17 protein-coding genes are annotated in these 18,285 nt (G+C 70.0%); 13 read left to right on the forward strand and 4 right to left on the reverse strand.

Translation table 11 applies throughout. The features are described from left to right. Positions 1–12: 12 nt before the first annotated feature. The 5 genes from ACZ37P_RS26010 to ACZ37P_RS26030 are packed head-to-tail and all read left to right on the forward strand — an operon-like array spanning position 13 to position 6,133. Positions 13–1,032: an ABC transporter permease gene (locus tag ACZ37P_RS26010; protein ID WP_355333022.1), complete on the forward strand. Its 1,020-nt coding sequence runs from the start codon at positions 13–15 to the stop codon at positions 1,030–1,032. Next, positions 1,032–2,075 (forward strand): ABC transporter permease, encoded by a 1,044-nt coding sequence (locus ACZ37P_RS26015; protein ID WP_391046222.1) that lies wholly within the window; start codon positions 1,032–1,034, stop codon positions 2,073–2,075. The genes ACZ37P_RS26010 and ACZ37P_RS26015 overlap by 1 nt, the downstream gene beginning before the upstream one ends. Then, on the forward strand, positions 2,072–3,172 hold the full coding sequence (locus ACZ37P_RS26020) for an ABC transporter ATP-binding protein (RefSeq protein WP_355333017.1): 1,101 nt from the start codon (positions 2,072–2,074) through the stop codon (positions 3,170–3,172). The genes ACZ37P_RS26015 and ACZ37P_RS26020 overlap by 4 nt, the downstream gene beginning before the upstream one ends. Then, on the forward strand, positions 3,156–4,508 hold the full coding sequence (locus tag ACZ37P_RS26025; protein WP_401721140.1) for an oligopeptide/dipeptide ABC transporter ATP-binding protein: 1,353 nt from the start codon (positions 3,156–3,158) through the stop codon (positions 4,506–4,508). The genes ACZ37P_RS26020 and ACZ37P_RS26025 overlap by 17 nt, the downstream gene beginning before the upstream one ends. 26 nt (positions 4,509–4,534) lie before the next feature. Beyond that, the gene (locus tag ACZ37P_RS26030) at positions 4,535–6,133 is read left to right on the forward strand and encodes an ABC transporter substrate-binding protein (protein ID WP_355333012.1); all 1,599 of its coding nucleotides are present in this window, start codon (positions 4,535–4,537) and stop codon (positions 6,131–6,133) included. A gap of 113 nt (positions 6,134–6,246) precedes the next feature. On the opposite strand, the gene ACZ37P_RS26035 is transcribed toward ACZ37P_RS26030, so the two are convergent. Next, entirely contained in the window at positions 6,247–6,918 is a 672-nt protein-coding gene (locus ACZ37P_RS26035) for a response regulator (protein WP_188282977.1), read from the reverse strand. 19 nt (positions 6,919–6,937) lie between these two features. After that, entirely contained in the window at positions 6,938–7,822 is an 885-nt protein-coding gene (locus tag ACZ37P_RS26040; protein ID WP_467348870.1) for a RecB family exonuclease, read from the reverse strand. A 91-nt stretch (positions 7,823–7,913) separates the two neighbouring features. Here ACZ37P_RS26040 and ACZ37P_RS26045 point away from each other — a divergent pair, with 91 nt between their 5' ends. From ACZ37P_RS26045 to ACZ37P_RS26055, 3 genes are all read left to right on the forward strand, one after another. Beyond that, the gene (locus ACZ37P_RS26045) at positions 7,914–9,182 is read left to right on the forward strand and encodes a site-2 protease family protein (RefSeq protein ID WP_391161052.1); all 1,269 of its coding nucleotides are present in this window, start codon (positions 7,914–7,916) and stop codon (positions 9,180–9,182) included. A gap of 100 nt (positions 9,183–9,282) precedes the next feature. Beyond that, the gene (locus ACZ37P_RS26050) at positions 9,283–10,203 is read left to right on the forward strand and encodes a tRNA (adenine-N1)-methyltransferase (protein WP_355333006.1); all 921 of its coding nucleotides are present in this window, start codon (positions 9,283–9,285) and stop codon (positions 10,201–10,203) included. A gap of 231 nt (positions 10,204–10,434) precedes the next feature. Further along, on the forward strand, positions 10,435–11,001 hold the full coding sequence (locus ACZ37P_RS26055) for a hypothetical protein (protein ID WP_401857685.1): 567 nt from the start codon (positions 10,435–10,437) through the stop codon (positions 10,999–11,001). Between the two features lie 58 nt (positions 11,002–11,059). On the opposite strand, the gene ACZ37P_RS26060 is transcribed toward ACZ37P_RS26055, so the two are convergent. Continuing rightward, positions 11,060–11,413 (reverse strand): ferredoxin, encoded by a 354-nt coding sequence (locus ACZ37P_RS26060; RefSeq protein ID WP_355333001.1) that lies wholly within the window; start codon positions 11,411–11,413, stop codon positions 11,060–11,062. 236 nt (positions 11,414–11,649) lie between these two features. Between ACZ37P_RS26060 and arc the strand changes: the two genes are divergently transcribed. The 5 genes from arc (at position 11,650) to prcA (ending at position 17,048) form a co-directional block, all read left to right on the forward strand. Further along, positions 11,650–13,416 (forward strand): proteasome ATPase, encoded by a 1,767-nt coding sequence (gene arc, locus ACZ37P_RS26065; RefSeq protein WP_355332999.1) that lies wholly within the window; start codon positions 11,650–11,652, stop codon positions 13,414–13,416. Positions 13,417–13,509: 93 nt separating this feature from the next. Beyond that, positions 13,510–15,021, forward strand: a complete 1,512-nt coding sequence (gene dop / locus ACZ37P_RS26070; protein ID WP_391046233.1) for a depupylase/deamidase Dop — start codon at positions 13,510–13,512, stop codon at positions 15,019–15,021. Between the two features lie 144 nt (positions 15,022–15,165). After that, a complete protein-coding gene (locus ACZ37P_RS26075) occupies positions 15,166–15,384 on the forward strand; it encodes a ubiquitin-like protein Pup (protein ID WP_188282985.1) in 219 nt (72 codons plus the stop codon). After that, entirely contained in the window at positions 15,385–16,230 is an 846-nt protein-coding gene (gene prcB, locus ACZ37P_RS26080; protein WP_355332993.1) for a proteasome subunit beta, read from the forward strand. A 71-nt stretch (positions 16,231–16,301) separates the two neighbouring features. Further along, a complete protein-coding gene (gene prcA / locus ACZ37P_RS26085; RefSeq protein WP_188282987.1) occupies positions 16,302–17,048 on the forward strand; it encodes a proteasome subunit alpha in 747 nt (248 codons plus the stop codon). 59 nt (positions 17,049–17,107) lie between these two features. On the opposite strand, the gene ACZ37P_RS26090 is transcribed toward prcA, so the two are convergent. Beyond that, positions 17,108–18,172 (reverse strand): LacI family DNA-binding transcriptional regulator, encoded by a 1,065-nt coding sequence (locus ACZ37P_RS26090; RefSeq protein WP_402713061.1) that lies wholly within the window; start codon positions 18,170–18,172, stop codon positions 17,108–17,110. Between the last annotated feature and the right edge of the window lie 113 nt (positions 18,173–18,285).

Here is an 18,285-nt window from a genome sequence, read left to right on the forward strand (position 1 = left end):
AGACACACTCAGTTGAGCAACACGAGCAAGCAGTCCGGGTCGCTGCGCCGCTACGTCCTCACCAGGATCGCGCTCGCCGTGCCCATGGTCCTCATCCTGCTGGTCCTGGTCTTCGTCATGATGCGGGTGGCGCCGGGCGACCCCATCTCGGCCTCGCAGGGCGGCAAGCTGAGCGCGGCCGAACTCGCCGCCAGACGCCACGCGGCGGGCTTCGACGCCCCCATCTACCAGCAGTTCTGGGACTACCTGAAGTCCGTCGGCACCCTGAACTTCGGCACCACGTTCTCCGACCGCCGCAGCGTGCGGGACATCATCGTCGAGAACGGCGGCGCCACCCTCACCCTCACCGCGGGCGCCCTGGTCTTCGCCGCCGTCATCGGCATCCCCGTCGGCCTGCTCGCCGGCCGCTACCGGGACCGCGCGGTCGACGTCACCAGTCGGCTCTTCAGCACCGTCAGCTACGCCGCGCCCGTCTTCGTCACCGCGCCGCTGCTGATGCTCGCCTTCGGCTCCACCTCCGGCCAGGCCTCCCCGCTGGTGCAGCTCAACGTGCCCACCCAGACGCACATCCTCATCGTGGACGCGGTGCTGGCCGGCGACTGGGACGCGGTCGGCGACATCACCCAGCACCTGATCCTGCCGTCGGTCTGCCTCGGCCTGCTCGTGGTCGGCGTCTTCATCCGGATGATCAGGATCAACCTCATCCAGTCGCTCCAGGGCGACTACATCGAGGCCGCCCGCGCCCGCGGCGTCAAGGAACGCCACGTCGTGGCGCGGCACGGCTTCCGCAACGCCCTGGTGCCGGTGATCACGGTCCTCGGCCTCCAGGTCGCCATGCTGCTCGGCGGCGCGGTGCTCACCGAACAGATCTTCAACTGGCCCGGCATCGGCCGCCAGTTGATCGACTACATCAACCAGCGCGACTACGTCGCCGTCCAGGGCATCGTCACCGTCTTCGCCCTGGTCGTCGTCGTGATCAGCATGCTGATCGACTTCGTGAACGCGCTGATCGACCCGAGGGTGCGGTACTGATGGCCCAGACAACCCCCATGCCCCCCGGCCCGGCCACCGAGGCCCCGCAGGCACAGCTGCCCGCCCCCAGGTCGACCCGCTTCGGCGGGCTGCGGCGGATCTGGGCGGCGATCCGCGAGGCCCGCGGCGTACCGCGGTTCATGCTCTGGACCGGCGCCCTGATCTCCGCGCTCTTCGTGATCATGGCCGTCTTCGGCCCGCTGATCGCGCCGTACGACTTCGACACGTACCAGTCCGGCGGCACCCGCTTCCCCAAGCAGGGCGCGCCCGACGGCGACCACTGGTTCGGCACCACCGTGCAGAGCCTCGACGTGCTCTCGCGCACCATCTACGGCGCCCGCACCGCGCTGGAGGTGATGGTGCTCGCCGTGGTGTTCTCGCTGATCATCGGCGTCCTGCTGGGCCTGCTCTCCGGCTACTTCGGCGGCTGGCTCGACCGCATCCTGGTGCTCGTGATGGACGCGCTCTTCGCGTTCCCCTACCTGCTGCTGGCGATCGTCGCCGGATTCGTCTTCGCCGGGATCGCGGGCGGCAGCATCATCACCGCCGCCCTGTCGATCACCGTGGTCTACATCCCGCAGTACTTCCGGGTGGTCCGCGCCTCCGCGCTCTCCGCCCGCGAGGCGACCTTCGTCGAGGCCGCCCGCGCGATGGGCGCCAAACCGTCCGTCGTCATCCGCAAGTACCTCTTCGGCAACGTCATCCAGTCGGTGCCCGTCATCACCACGATGAACGCCGCCGACGCCATCGCCACCCTGGCCGGCCTCGGCTTCCTGGGCCTGGGCATCCAGCCCACCGACGCCGCCGAGTGGGGCTACGACCTCTCCCGCGCCATCGACGACGTCAACGCGGGCATGTGGTGGACCTGCCTCTACCCGGGCCTGGCCATGGTCATCGCGATCCTCGGCTTCACCCTGCTCGGCGAGGGACTCAACGACGTCCTCAACCCGACCATGCGCCGCCGCCGGATCTCCAAGGTGCTGCTCCCGCCGCACACCCGCCGCCGCACCGTCATCACCCCCGAAGGGACGGCCGCCAAGTGACCACCGTGACCGAACCCGTCCCCGCCGGGCCCGCACCCGCCGGACCCGTCCTGTCCGTACGCGACCTGCGCGTCTGGTACGGCACCGACCGCGGCCCGGTCCGCGCCGTGGACGGCGTCAGCTTCGACGTACGCCCCGGCGAGACCCTCGGCCTGGTCGGCGAGTCCGGCTGCGGCAAGTCCACCCTCGGCCGCGGCGTCCTCGGCCTCACCCCGGCCGCCGCCGCGGTCGACGGCGAGGTCGTGCTGAACAGCGAGGGCGGCGCGGGCCGCAACCTCACCGAACTGTCCGACCGCGAGATCCAGAAGCTGCGCGGCCCGGAACTCGGCCTGATCTTCCAGGAGCCGATGACCCGGCTCAACCCCCTCATGCGGATCTCCCAGCACTTCGAGGAGGCCCTGCGCACCCACCACAAGGACCTCCCCAAGCGCGAGGTGAAGGCGCGCGCCCTGGAGGCGCTGCGCGGCATGGGCATCCCCGAGAGTCGCTACGAGAACTACCCGCACGAGTTCTCCGGCGGCATGCGGCAGCGCATCATGATCGCGCTCGCGCTGGTGCTGCGGCCCGCGTTCATCGTCGCCGACGAGCCCACCACGGCCCTCGACGTCCTGGTCGAGGCGCAGATCATCAAGATCCTCGCCGACCTCAGGAAGAACTTCGACACCTCACTGGTGCTGATCACGCACAATCTCGGTATCGTCGCCGAAGCGTGCGACCGGGTCGCGGTGATGTACGCCGGCCACATCGTCGAACAGGGCGATGCCCGCGCGGTGTTCGCCGACCCGCAGCACCCGTACACCAAGGAACTGCTCCGCTCGACCATCTCCCTGTCCACCACGGGACTGCACTACATCCCCGGCAGTCCGCCGGATCTGGTGCGACCGCCGGAAGGCTGCCGGTTCCATCCGCGCTGCCCGGTGGCGATGGCGGGATGCGCGACGGCGGAGCCGCCCGAGGTGACGCTGCCCTCCGGCGTGCGCAGCGCCTGCTGGCACCAGGCCATCGAGGCCGATCCCTCGCTGGCCGACGAGTTGGGAACGGGCGGGCGCGAGCCGCTCGCCGCGGTGAAGGAGATCAGCGTTGCTGACGAAGCCTGATGTGATGCCCTCCGGCGGCGCCGCCGGGGACGGCGCGGAGGCGCTCGTCGAGGTCGACGACCTCGAAGTCCACTTCGGCCTGCGCGGCAGCCTGCTGGGACGCTTCGGCGGCCGGGCGGCCGGCGCGGTCAAGGCCGTCGACGGCGTGAGCCTCACCCTGCGCAAGGGCGAGGTGCTCGGCCTGGTCGGCGAGTCCGGCTCGGGCAAGACCACCCTCGGCCGCACCCTGATCGGCCTGAACAAGGCCACCGGCGGCTCCATCCGCTACCGCGGCCAGGAGATCGGCGGCCTCGGCGAACGCGCGCTGCGCCCCCTGCGCCGCAAGCTCCAGATGGTCTTCCAGGACCCGCACGCCTCCCTCAACCCGGCGATGGACATCCGCACCGCCGTCGGCCACCCGCTGCGCATCCACCGACTCGTCGACAGCGAGCAGGAGTACGACGCCAGGGTCACCGACGCGCTGGAGCGCGTCGGCCTCACCCCGCCCGAGCGCTACCTCTCCAAGTTCCCCGCCGACCTGTCCGGCGGCCAGAAGCAGCGCGCCGTACTGGCCCGCGCGATCATCGCCGAGCCGGAACTGCTGGTCGCCGACGAACCCATCTCGATGCTCGACATGAGCGTCCGCGCCAAGATCCTCCAGCTCATGCTGGACCTCAAGCGCGACCTGGACCTCACGTACGTCTACGTCACCCACGACCTGGCGAGCGCGAAGTTCTTCTGTGACACCATCGCCATCATGTATCTCGGCCGGATAGTCGAGTACGGCCCGACCGCACAGGTCTTCGCCGACCCGCAGCACCCCTACACCAAGGCCCTGCTCGCGGCCATCCCGGAGCCCGACCCGCGGCTGGCCGTGGAGCGCGAACTGCCGCGCGGCGAGATCCCGGACGCCGCCGCACCGCCCCTGGGCTGCGCCTTTCACCCGCGCTGCCCGGTCGCGGTCGCCGAGTGCGGCTGGGAGGCCCGCGACCTGCGCGCCCTGCTGGAACGCCGCTGGCTGGAGCTGCCCCCGCAGGACAGCACCGCGGAGAAGGCGCTGTTCGCGGACCTCGATTCACTGTCCGCTCCAGGGCTCGGCCACGTATCGATCGCCCCCGGAAGAAGCCACACGGCCGAGGATGTGCTGGAATACCTCCGGCGTCTGCGCGAGGAAGCATCGGCGGCCGAACCGCGTGAGCCCTTCTGGCGCGGAGTGGTCACGATGCGTGCCGAAAGCGGCCGGGTCGTGGTGGAGTTCGCCCCGCCACGCGATCCGCGCCTCAACCTGATTCCGAAGACCGGCGTGCAAGTCGCCTGCCACCTGCACCAGCACGCCGCGAGCGCCCAGGGAACATGAGCGGGAACAAGAGGAGAACGACGACGATGAACCGCAAGCTTCTGGTGCTGCCCGCCCTGCTGGGCGTCATGACACCCCTGATCGCTGGGTGCGGCGGTACCGGCGGGGGGAGCGGCGACAGCGGCAAAGCCATCGTCGTCGGCACCACGGACAGTATCGAGCTGACCAAGGACAACCCGGCCCCCCTCGACCCGGCGACCTCCTACGACAGCGCGACCTGGAACATCTTCTACAACACGTTCCAGATGCTGCTCACCTACCCGCGTGGCAGCACCACCCCGACCCCGGACGCGGCGAAGGAGTGCCACTACAACGACACGTCCGGGCTGACGTACACCTGCACGATGCGCGACGGCCAGAAGTTCTCCAACGGCCACGACCTCACGGCGGAGGACGTCAAGTTCTCCATCGAGCGCATGCAGAAGATCAACTACAAGGTCGGCCCGGCGTCCCTCATATCGGACGTGAAGTCCGTCGAGGCGCCCGACTCCAAGACCGTGATCTTCCACCTGAAGGCCGCCGACGCCACCTTCCCGGCCAAGCTCGCCACCCCGGCCGCCGCGATCGTCGACAGCCGGGTCTACGAGATGGACAAGCCGTACACCGGCTTCAAGCTGGTCGGCTCGGGACCGTACACGCTGGACTCCTTCGTCCAGGCCAAGCAGGGCGTGTTCTCCAAGAACTCGCACTACGGCGGCATCCTCAAGCTCAACAACAGCAAGGTCGACCTGAAGCTGTTCGCCGACTCCAAGAAGATGGAGGCGGCGCTCAAGGCCGGCAGCATCGACGTGATGTCGCGCACGCTGAACCCGGACCAGATCAACAACCTGCTCCAGAGCACCGACCCGAACGTGAAGCTGACCGAGGCCCCCGGCGGCGAGGCGCGCTACCTGTTCCTCAACACCGACTCGCCGAACCTCAAGGACGTCGCGGTCCGGCAGGCCATGGCATGGGTCCTGGACCGCCAGGCGATCACCCGTGACGTCTACAAGCGCACCGCCGAGCCGCTGTACTCGGTCGTGCCGCAGGGCATCACCGGTCACATCAACTCGTTCTTCAACAAGTACCAGGTGCCGAGCGTCAGCAACGCCAAGTCGCTGCTGCACCACGCGGGCATCGACGACAAGGTCGAGCTGACCATCAACTACCGCCGTGACACCGGCGGCACGATGAACCAGCCGGAGGCCGAGGAGATCGCCCGGCAGCTCAACGCCAGCGGCCTGTTCACCGTCACGGCCAAGAGCGAGCAGTGGAACGCCTTCCTGTCCAAGGCGTCCTCCCGCGCCTACCAGATCTTCGCGATCAGTTGGCTCCCGGACTTCCCGGACCCCGACAACTACATCGCGCCGTTCTTCGACAAGGACAACTTCCTGAACCTGCCGTACAAGAACAAGCAGATCCAGGACCAGATCCTGCCCGCCACCCGCAAGCAGGCCGAACGCAGCACCGCCAGCGCCGACTTCGCGACCGCGCAGAACCTCATCGCGCAGGACGTGCCGATGCTGCCGCTGTGGCAGGGCAAGCAGTACATCGCGTCGCGCCCCGACATCACCGGTGTCGAGTGGGCGCTCAACTCCTCGACCACCACGCAGTTCTGGGAGCTGGGCCGCGGCGTCTCCGGCTGACCCGGAGACCGGCCGTCCGGTGACGGCGCGACGACGAAAGCGGCCGGCCGCGGTCCCGAACCTCAGGGACCGCGGCCGGCCGCTTCGCGCGTGTCGTGCGCCCGCGGGGGACGTCAGCCCGCGCCGGGGCGCACCAGCCCGCTCTCGTACGCGTAGACCGCCGCCTGGACGCGGTCGCGCAGCGCCAGCTTGGTCAGCACATGGCCGACATGGGTCTTGACGGTCGTCTCGCTGACGAACAGCTCGGCGGCGATCTCCGCGTTCGACAACCCGCGGGCCACCAGCTTCAGCACCTCGACCTCGCGCTCGGTCAGCGAGTGCAGCGGCTGCGGCACCGCGTCCTCACCGGACGGCAGCCGGCCCGCGTACTTGTCCAGCAGCCGCCGCGTGATGCTCGGCGCGAGCATCGCCTCACCGGCCGCGACCACCCGGATCGCCTGCACCAGCTCGGCGGCGGGCGCGTCCTTGAGCAGAAAGCCGCTGGCCCCCGCCCGCAGCGCCTCCACCACGTACTCGTCGAGGTCGAAGGTGGTCAGCACCAGCACCTTGGCCGGGCCGGACCGGTCGGGCCCGGTGATCTGCCGGGTCGCCTCCACCCCGTCCATCCGGGGCATCCGGATGTCCATCAGGACCACATCGGGCTGCAACGCCCGCACCTGGTCCAGGGCCTGCTGGCCGTCCCCGGCCTCGCCGACCACGACGAGATCGCCCTCGGCCTCCAGGATCATCCGGAAACCGGTACGCAACAGGGGCTGATCGTCCACCAGCAGGACGCGAATAGCCACGGGTTCTCCTTCGCCTTCGCTAGATCGGGCCATTCTCGCCCACGAGAGGCAGCGCACCCGCTATTTCCGCCAGGGGATAGGGCGGGGGAGTCCCCCCGAACTCGGGACAGAACGCCTGGTGGTCGCACCAGCCGCACAGCGGCGTACGGCGCGGGCGCCAGTCCCCGCTGGCCGTCGCCTCCCTGATCGCCTCCCACAGGGCCTGCAACTTGCGCTCGGTGGCCCGCAGATCGCCCTCGGTCGGGTCGTACGTCAGCACGTCCCCGCTGCCCAGGTAGACGAGCTGGAGGCGGCGCGGCACCACACCGCGCAGCCGCCACAGCACCAGCGCGTAGAACTTCATCTGGAACAGCGGCTCGTCCGCGTACTCCGGGCGCGGCGCCTTGCCCGTCTTGTAATCCACCACCCGCAGGTCGCCGCTGGCCGGTGCCACGTCCAGCCGGTCCACGTATCCGCGCAGCGTCAGCCCGGACTCCAGCACCGTCTCCACGTACAGCTCGCGCTCGGCGGGCTCCAGACGCGTCGGGTCCTCCAGGGTGAACCAGCGGTCCACCAGCCGCTCGGCGCTCTCCAGCCACTGCGCCAGCGCCTCCGCGTCCACCGCGTCGTCCGCCGCCCGGAACAGCGACGCCAGCTCGGGGCGGGCCGCCAGCAGCTTCCGCCACTCGCCCGGCACCATCGCCCGGGCCCGCTCGGCCGTACGCTCGGCGGCAGGGGCGTCGAAGAGCCGTTCGAGCACGGCGTGCACCACGGTGCCCCGGGTGGCGGCCTCGCTCGGCTGCTCGGGCAGCCGGTCGATCACCCGCAGCCGGTACAGCAGCGGGCAGCGCATGAAGTCCGCCGCGCGCGACGGGGACAGCGACGACGGCGGTCGCGGCGGGATGCTTTCGGTGCTGGTGCCCATGGCAGACGACCCTACGGCCTGCCACCGACAGTGCGGGTGTCCCGCCCGGAACAGCGGGGCAATAGCATGGCTGCGGAGCCCGTCGTCCCGCATGATCGACTCAGGGTCCGTATCCGAACGAGGGGAACCAGTGAGCGAGAGCGGCCGGCCGCCGTCCAAGAACACCAACATCCCGGGCCGGGACGGCGGCAGCGACAAGCCGCCGCGCGAGCCCGGAGGCGGCATCCTCATGGGCCGCTTCTACGGTGTCCCGATCTACGTCGCCCCGAGCTGGTTCCTGGTCGCCGCCCTGATCACCTGGGTCTTCGGCGGCCAGCTGGAAACCGTGCTGCCCGAGCTGGGCCGCATCCGCTACCTGGTCTCGCTCTTCTTCGCGGTCGCCTTCTACGCCTCCGTGCTCATCCACGAACTGGCCCACACCGTCGCCGCGCTCCGCTTCCGGCTCCCCGTACGGCGGATCCAGCTCCAGTTCTTCGGCGGCGTCTCCGAGATCGAGAAGGAGTCGGAGACACCAGGCCGCGAATTCGTGCTCGCCTTCGTCGGCCCGCTGCTCTCGCTGGTCCTGGCCGGGGTCTTCTTCGGCGGCATGCAGTTCGTGGAGTCCGGCACCGTCCCCGGAGTGCTGCTCGCCGGACTCATGGTCAGCAATCTGATCGTGGCCATCTTCAACTTCCTGCCCGGCCTGCCGCTGGACGGCGGCCGGATGCTGCGCGCCGTGGTCTGGAAGATCAGCGGCAAGCCGATGACCGGCACCGTCGCCGCCGCCTGGGTCGGCCGGGGCCTGGCCATCGCCGTACTGATCGGCCTGCCCCTGCTGTCGTACGCGGGCGGGCTGCGCAACAACGGCGACGGCAGCGGCGCGGACTCGCTCACCGACGCCCTGCTCGCCGCGATCCTGGCCGCGATCATCTGGACCGGCGCGGGCAACAGCCTGCGCATGGCCAGGCTGCGCGAGCGGCTGCCGGGACTGCGTGCCCGCACCCTCACCCGCAGGGCCGTGCCCGTCGCCTCCGACACCCCGCTGTCCGAGGCGCTGCGCCGGGCCAACGAGGCGGGAGCGCGCGCCCTGGTCGTGGTGGACGGCGCGGGAGCCGCGACCGCGCTGGTCCGCGAGTCCGCGATCGTCAACATCCCCGAGCACCGCCGCCCCTGGGTCGCCGTCAGCGGCCTCGCCCAGGACCTCACCCCCGGCATGCGCGTCTCGGCCGAGCTGTCGGGCGAGGAGCTGCTCGACGCCCTGCGGGCCGCCCCCTCCACGGAGTACCTGGTGGTCGAGCCCACCGGCGAGATCTACGGCGTCCTGTCCACCGTGGACGTCGAACGCGCCTTCCTCTCGGCGATGTCCCGGCCCGACGCGTGAACGGGCCGACGCGTGATCGGGCCACGTCGGCGGCCCTGGCGAACGGGCGGCCGGAAGCCGCGTGAACAGGCGGCCGTAAAACAGCCGGTAGGGTGGTCTTATGTCCGAACCGACCGGTGCCGCCCGCCGACGCGGGCCCTTCAAAGTCGGGGACCAGGTCCAGCTCACCGACCCCAAGGGACGCCACTACACCTTCACGCTCGAAGCCGGAAAGCAGTTCCACACCCACAAGGGCGCTTTCCCGCACGACGAGCTGATCGGTGCTCCCGAGGGCAGTGTTGTCCGAACCACGGGAAACGTCGCCTACCTCGCGCTGCGCCCCCTGCTCCCCGACTACGTCCTGTCCATGCCCCGCGGCGCCGCCGTGGTCTACCCCAAGGACGCGGGGCAGATCCTGGCGATGGCCGACATCTTCGCCGGCGCCCGGGTCGTCGAGGCGGGCGTGGGCTCCGGCTCGCTGAGCAGCTTCCTGCTGCGGGCGATCGGCGACCACGGCATGCTGCACAGTTACGAGCGCCGCGCCGACTTCGCCGAGATCGCCACCCAGAACGTGGAGCGCTACTTCGGCGGCCCGCACCCCGCCTGGCAGCTCACCGTCGGCGACCTCCAGGACCACCTCTCGGACACCGACGTGGACCGGGTCATCCTGGACATGCTGGCGCCCTGGGAGTGCCTGGAGCCGGTCGCCAAGGCCCTGGTCCCCGGCGGCATCCTGTGCGCGTACGTGGCCACCACCACGCAGCTCGCCCGTACCGTGGAGGCCATCCGCGAGCACGGCACCTTCAACGAGCCCGCGGCCTGGGAGACCATGGTCCGCACCTGGCACGTCGAGGGACTGGCCGTCCGCCCCGACCACCGGATGATCGGACACACCGGCTTCCTGCTCACCGCCCGCCGCCTCGCGGACGGCGTGGAGCCCCCGCTGCGCCGCCGCAGGCCCGCCAAGGGCGCCTACGGCGAGGACTACACCGGACCCGGCAGCGCGAGCGGCGGCTCCGCCCCGGCCGACGCCGCCTCGTAGCGCCACCCGGTCAACAGCGCCGTTTCGGCCAACTTCATCCGGCCGCCGCCGGTTTGCCCTCCGATGGGCACCGGCGGCGGCTTTTTCGCGGTCCGATTCTCCGGGTCCGTGCCCCTTTCCCCGAACCGCACGCGCGGTACCACGGGCAACTGCCGCCCCGCCGTTCCCCCCTGGTGTGACGTATGGCACCATGCTGGCCACCCCCGCCGTTCGACCCCAGGAGACAGGCGAGTGCAGCCGTCCGCAGGCCCGGCCCTCCCGCACACCCGCACCCGCACGGTGCACTGGATCACCACGGCCGCCGCGCTCGGTGCCATCGTGGCCGCGGGGGCCCTCGTACAGCCCGCGGACGCCTCATCGGGCGACGCCAAGGCGCCCGCCACCCCGGTGGCCGCGCCGGACCCCCAGGCGGTCACGTACCCGCTGGACTGCGCCGGCGCCCCGGTGGAGGTCCTGAACCACGTGTCCGGCGACCTGGACGGCGACGGGCGGCCCGAGACAGTCGTCGTGGTGCGCTGCCGGGCCGACACCGGCACCCCGCCCAGCGGCGTCTTCGTCCTCGCCGCGCCCGCCACCGCGGGCGGGCGTCCGACGATCGCCGAGACCCTGGTCAGGCCCGCCGACAAGCGGTCCGTCACCGGCTTCCGGCTCCAGGGCCGCACCGTACGGGCCACCGTGCTCGGCTATTCGAGCGACACCACGCCGCGCTGCTGCCCCGACCTGAAGCGGGACTACTCCTGGGAGTGGCGCGACGGCCGCTACGTGGCGCTGCCCGGCCCGGCGAACAACAGCATCTGACCGCGGGCGGCCGTCCGGCCGCACGGGCCCGGCGCCCGCCCCCGGCCGCCCGTCCGGCTCAGTCGGCGTCCGGGCCGTACACCTCGACCCGGTCCGCCGCGCGCCGCACGTGAATGCAGTCGCCCGGGCACTCCTTGGCCGAGTCCACCACATCCCGCAACAGCGGCAGCGGTACGGGTACGGTGGCACCAGGTGTCTGGAGCAGCTCGGCTTCCTCACCCTCCGGAGCCGGACCCTTCACATAGGCCAGCCCGTCGATGTCCAGCTCGAAAATCTCGGGCGCGTACTGCACGCAGATCCCGTCACCGGTGCAGAGGTCCTGGTCGATCCAGACCTCGAGTGCTTCGGCCGTCTCGTTGCCCACGGAAACCCTCGCCTGCCGTTCGTCGTTCAGGAAGCATCGGAAACTCATCAGCAACACCATCAGGAAGCAACAGCCTTCGCAGGGTGTTGACCGGATCGACGATACAACCGGCGGCTTTCCGATGGTGATCGGCGGGTCTCGGTGGGTATCTCACTGGCGGAGGGACGTACGCAAGGGTGAAGATCGGACACACCGCGATCGTCTTTTTGATCTAGGGGTTTACACCCCTACCGGCCCAGGTAGGGTCTGGAAACGTCCAGCTCCCCTTGGAGGAGGTGAGGACCGTGGCGGCCCACGACGACGACTACAACCGTGGCGGCCGACCCGCTCGTGGTTCGGAAGACCCCATGAGCCAGGTCGCCTTTCTTGAGCAGGAGATCGCCGTCCTGCGACGCAAGCTCGCCGATTCTCCGCGGCACACGAGGATTCTCGAGGAGCGGATCGTCGAGCTGCAGACCAACCTGGCAGGTGTGTCCGCGCAGAACGAACGGCTGGCGAACACCCTCCGGGAGGCCCGCGACCAGATCGTGGCCCTCAAGGAGGAAGTCGACCGGCTCGCGCAGCCACCTGCCGGCTTCGGCGTATTCCTTCAGGCCAATGACGACGGCACGGCCGACATCTTCACCGGCGGGCGCAAGCTCCGGGTGAACGTCAGCCCGGCCGTCGACCTCGAAGACCTCAGGCGCGGACAGGAGCTGATGCTCAACGAAGCGCTCAATGTGGTCGAGGCGATGGAGTTCGAGCGCGTCGGCGACATCGTCACCCTCAAGGAGGTCCTGGAGGACGGCGAGCGCGCCCTGGTGATCGGACACACCGACGAGGAGCGGGTGGTACGGCTCGCCGAACCTCTCCTCGACGGCGCCCTGCGGACCGGCGACGCCCTGCTGCTGGAACCGCGCTCCGGCTATGTCTACGAACGGGTCCCCAAGAGCGAGGTCGAAGAGCTCGTCCTCGAAGAGGTGCCCGACATCGACTACCGCCAGATCGGCGGACTCGGCGGCCAGATCGAGCAGATCCGCGACGCGGTGGAGCTGCCCTACCTGCACGCCGAACTCTTCAAGGAGTACGAACTGCGCCCGCCCAAGGGCGTGCTGCTCTACGGCCCTCCCGGCTGCGGAAAGACCCTCATCGCGAAGGCGGTCGCCAACTCGCTGGCGAAGAAGGTCGCCGAGGTCACCGGGCAGCCGCAGGGCAAGAGCTACTTCCTCAACATCAAGGGTCCCGAGCTGCTGAACAAGTACGTCGGCGAGACCGAGCGGCAGATCCGCCTGGTCTTCCAGCGTGCGCGGGAGAAGGCGAGCGAGGGCACCCCCGTCATCGTCTTCTTCGACGAGATGGAATCCCTCTTCCGCACCCGCGGATCCGGTGTCAGCTCGGACGTGGAGAACACCATCGTCCCGCAGCTCCTCGCCGAGATCGACGGTGTGGAGGGCCTGGAGAACGTCATCGTCATCGGCGCGTCCAACCGTGAGGACATGATCGACCCCGCGATCCTGCGGCCCGGCCGCCTGGACGTGAAGATCAAGATCGAGCGTCCCGACGCCGAAGCGGCCAAGGACATCTTCTCGAAGTACCTGGTCGACACCCTGCCGCTGCACACCGAGGACCTCTCGGAGCACGGCGGATCCAAGGCGGGCACCGTGGACGCCATGATCCAGTCGGTGGTCGAGCGGATGTACTCCGAGACGGAGGAGAACCGCTTCCTGGAGGTCACCTACGCCAACGGGGACAAGGAAGTCCTCTACTTCAAGGACTTCAACTCCGGAGCGATGATCCAGAACATCGTCGACCGGGCCAAGAAGATGGCGATCAAGGACTTCCTCGACCACGACCAGCGCGGCCTGCGCGTCTCCCACCTGCTCGCCGCCTGTGTGGACGAGTTCAAGGAGAACGAGGACCTGCCCAATACCACCAACCCCGACGACTGGGCCCGTATCTCCGGCAAGAAGGGCGAGCGGATCGTCTTCATCCGCACCCTGGTGACCGGAAAGCAGGGCGCGGACACCGGACGCTCCATCGACACCGTGGCGAACACGGGACAGTATCTGTAAGCACTACCCTCCGGCTGCGGGTCCCCACAGCGGGTACCCGCAGCCGGTGTGTTTCCGGCTCAGCACGGGCCGGAGCCGGGCAAGGAGGGCCGCATGACCGTACGGCGAGTAATGGGCATCGAGACGGAGTACGGCATCTCGGTCCCCGGCCACCCCAACGCCAATGCCATGCTCACCTCGTCCCAGATCGTCAACGCCTACGCGGCGGCGATGCACCGGGCCAGGCGGGCCCGCTGGGATTTCGAGGAGGAGAACCCGCTGCGGGACGCCCGGGGCTTCGACCTCGCCCGGGACTCGGCCGACTCCACGCAGCTCACCGACGAGGACATCGGCCTGGCCAATGTGATCCTCACCAATGGCGCGCGGCTGTACGTCGACCACGCGCACCCCGAGTACTCCTCGCCCGAGATCACCAATCCGCGGGACGCGGTGCTGTGGGACAAGGCGGGGGAGCGCATCATGGCCGAGGCGGCGCTGCGGGCGGCGCAGCTCCCCGGCGCGCAGCCGATCCACCTCTACAAGAACAACACCGACAACAAGGGCGCGTCCTACGGCACGCACGAGAACTACCTGATGAAGCGGGAGACCCCGTTCTCGGACATCGTGCGGCACCTGACGCCCTTCTTCGTCTCCCGCCAGGTCGTGACCGGCGCGGGCCGGGTCGGCATCGGCCAGGACGGCCGTGAGGACGGCTTCCAGATCAGCCAGCGCGCCGACTACTTCGAGGTCGAGGTGGGCCTGGAGACCACCCTCAAGCGCCCGATCATCAACACCCGCGACGAACCGCACTCCGACGCCGAGAAGTACCGCAGGCTCCATGTGATCATCGGCGACGCGAACCTCTCCGAGATCTCGACCTACCTCAAGCTGGGCACCACCGCGCTGGTGCTCTCCATGATCGAGGACTCCTTCATCAAGGTGGACCTGGCCGTCGACCAGCCGGTCCGCACCCTGCACGAGGTCTCCCACGACCCCACACTGCGACAGCTCGTCACGCTGCGTAATGGCCGGACGCTGACCGCGGTACAGCTCCAGATGGAGTATTTCGAGCTGGCCCGCAAATACGTCGAGGAGCGCTACGGCGTCGACGCGGACCCGCAGACCCGCGATGTGCTGGCCCGCTGGGAGGACGTGCTCAACCGGCTGGAGAACGACCCGATGAGCCTGTCGGGCGAGCTGGACTGGATCGCCAAGCGCGAGCTGCTGGAGGGCTACCGGCGCCGCGACAACCTGGGCTGGGACGCCGCCAGGCTGCACCTGGTCGACCTCCAGTACGCCGACGTACGCCCCGACAAGGGCCTCTACAACCGGCTGGTGGAGCGCGGCCGCATGCGGCGGCTGCTGGACGAGCCCGATGTCGTCAGGGCCGCCACCAAGCCGCCCGAGGACACCAGGGCGTACTTCCGCGGGCGCTGTCTCGAACAGTACGCGGACGACGTCGCCGCCGCCTCCTGGGACTCGGTGATCTTCGATCTGCCCGGCCGGGACTCGCTCCAGCGGGTTCCCACGCTGGAGCCGCTGCGGGGCACCCGCAAGCACGTGAAGGAGCTGCTGGACCGCTGTCGCACGGCGGAGGACCTGGTACGGATCCTTTCCGGCGGCTGATCCGCGGCTGAAACGGTCCAGAACCGGGAAACAACCCAGTGGCACTCGTACGTTGACGTAATCGAGCGCTGATGTCGGGCCCTGCTTGTAGGGTCTGATCTTGTAGGCAGTCAACCGAGCGCACGGAATAGCGGGGTGAGGGACATGGCTACCAAGGACACCGACGGCGGACAGCAGAAGGCGACGCGTTCCACGGAGGAGGTCGAGGAGGTCCAGCAGGACGCCCAGGCGGCCGACGACCTCAAGGAGCGCCAGGAGAAGCTCTCCGACGACGTGGACTCGGTGCTGGACGAGATCGACGACGTACTCGAGGAGAACGCCGAGGACTTCGTGCGTTCCTTCGTGCAGAAGGGCGGCGAGTAGGTGGCAGCCGGCACGTATGGCACCGGACGGCTCCCGGCGGCGTTCCTGACGCCGGGATCCTCCTCCTTCCTGGACTTCCTGGGCGACCACTCGCCGGAGCTGCTGCCGGGCAACCGGTCGCTCCCGCCGGTCAAGGGCGCCGTCGAACTCCCGCACGGCACCACCATCGTGGCCGCCACCTTCAGCGGCGGGGTCATCCTCGCCGGTGACCGGCGGGCCACGATGGGCAATGTCATCGCCCAGCGCGACATCGAGAAGGTCTTCCCCGCCGACGAGTTCTCGGCGGTCGGCATCGCGGGCACCGCGGGCCTCGCGGTGGAGATGGTCAAGCTCTTCCAACTGGAGCTGGAGCACTACGAGAAGATCGAAGGGGCGACGCTGTCCCTGGAGGGCAAGGCCAACCGGCTGTCCACCATGATCCGCGGCAACCTCGGCATGGCGCTCCAAGGGCTGGCCGTCGTCCCGCTCTTCGCCGGATACGACACCGAGCGCGAGAAGGGCCGCATCTTCTCGTACGACGTGACCGGCGGTCGCAGCGAGGACGTGGGCTTCACCGCGACCGGCTCCGGCTCGGTCTACGCCCGCAGCTCGCTGAAGAAGCTCTACCGCAGCGACCTCACCGAGCGTCAGTTGGCCACCGCCGTCATCCAGGCGCTCTACGACGCCGCGGACGACGACTCGGCCACCGGCGGCCCCGACATCACCCGGCGGATCTACCCGATCGTCGCGGTGATCACCGAAGAGGGCTTCCGCAGGCTCAGCGAGGCCGAGGTCTCCGAGATCGCCCGCGCCGTGCTGGACGGACGTCTGGAGCACCCCGACGGCCCGCGGGCCGAAGTGCTCTGAGAGCCGGTCAGTTGAGAACCGGTCAAGCGACGCATCCCTCAGAGCCGACAGCAGAAAGGCACGGTTAGCCGGTGTCCACGCCCTTTTACGTTTCACCTCAGCAGGCCATGGCCGACCGCGCCGAGTACGCCCGCAAGGGCATCGCGCGTGGCCGCAGCGTCGTCGTGCTCCAGTACACCGACGGCATCGTCTTCGTCGCCGAGAACCCGTCCCGCGCACTCCACAAGGTCAGCGAGATCTACGACCGGATCGCCTTCGCGGCGGTCGGGAAGTACAACGAGTTCGAGAATCTGCGGATCGGCGGCGTGCGCTACGCCGATCTGCGCGGATACACCTACGACCGCGAGGACGTGACGGCCCGTGGGCTGGCCAACGTCTACGCGCAGACCCTGGGCACCATCTTCTCCAGCGTGGGGGAGAAGCCCTACGAGGTCGAGCTGATCGTCGCGGAGGTCGGCTCGGCCCCCGAGGACGACCAGATCTACCGGCTGCCGCACGACGGGTCGATCGTCGACGAGCACGGCGCGGTCGCGGTCGGCGGCAACTCCGACCAGATCGGCAGCTACCTCGACCAGCGGCACCGCGACGGCATGACGCTCGCCGAGGCGCTGGCGCTGGCCGTCGAATCCCTCGGCCGCGACAACAACGGCAGCGACCGTCAGCTCACCGCCGAGCAGTTGGAGGTCGCCGTCCTCGACCGCACCCGCCCCCAGCAGCGCAAGTTCAAGCGCATCCTCGGCCGCCAGCTCTCCCGCCTGCTGGAGACCGAGTCCGCCTCGACGGCCACCACGGACGACCCCTCGGACGAGGAGGAGTAGCGCCCCGCGCGGGCGCCGCCCGGCCCCCCCGCGGGGGCGGGCGGTGACCTGGCGAGGGATCAGGCCGGCGGCGGGGCCGAGGAGCCGCGGACGACGAGTTCGACGGGGAGTTCCACCGGCCCGACGGAGCCCCCGTCGAGAAGGCTGAGCAGCGCGGTCATACCGCGGTCCCCGACCGCCTCGGCGGGCAGCCGCACGCTGGTCAGCTCGGGATCGAGCGCGGTGGCCAACGCCAGATCGTCGAAGCCGGTGACGGACAGGTCCGCGGGCACCCGGAGCCCCAGGCTCCTGGCGGCCTTGCACGCCCCCGCGGCCAGGATGTCGTCGTCGCACAGCAGGGCGGTGGGCCGGGGGCCCGGCCCGCGCAGAGCGCGCAGGGCGGCGGAGCGACCGGCGTCCACGTCCAAGGAGCAGCGCTCGGAGGTGAGTTCCGCTCCGGGAACCGCGGCCAGCTCGGCCGCGACCGTCCGCGTGCGCTCGTGGAACGTCCAGCTGTCGATGTCGGCCGCGACATGGGCGATCCGCCGGTGCCCGAGCGCGACGAGGTGGCGCACCACCTGCCGGAATCCGTCGCCGACCGCCAGGTCGACCGTGGGGGGACCGCCCGGCGCCGCCGGACCGCTGTCCAGCATCACCAGCGGCAGTTCACCGCCGCCGATGCCGGTCAGGGCGTCCGCGGCCATCGAGGAGGCGATGACCCCGTCGATGGCCGCCCGGGCGGAGCCGAAGGGGTCGCGGGCCGGTCCGACGCCGTCGGGTGACGGGTAGAGCACCACGCCGAAGCCGTGCTCGGCGGCGACCAGCGCCGCCCCCGTATAGACGCGGGCGAAGTACTCGTTGGTGAGCGCGGGCACCACCATCAGGGCCGTCCGGGTGCGGCCGAGCCGCAGATTGCGAGCGGCGAGATTCGGCCGGTAGCCGAGCCGCCCCGCCGCGTCCCGCACGGCGTGCGCCGTCCGCTCCGACACCCGGCCGTGCCACTTCCCGCCGAGCACGAGCGAGACCGTCGCCTGCGACACTCCGGCCGCCCGCGCGACGTCACGAGAGGTCGGCCGCGTACTCCCCGTCAACCTTCCGCACCCTTCCCGTTCGCTCCTGCGGGTGGACCCGCCGACTGCCGACATGGTACGTATGACCGTAGACGTTATACGTAACACGTGAGCGGTCGCGGCCTTCGGGTCGCGGTGCGGGTCGCGGCCCGTGACCCGCCGGTCACGGCGGCGAGGCACCGGGGACC

The sequence above is a fragment of the Streptomyces sp. NPDC024632 genome (genome assembly GCF_055559175.1).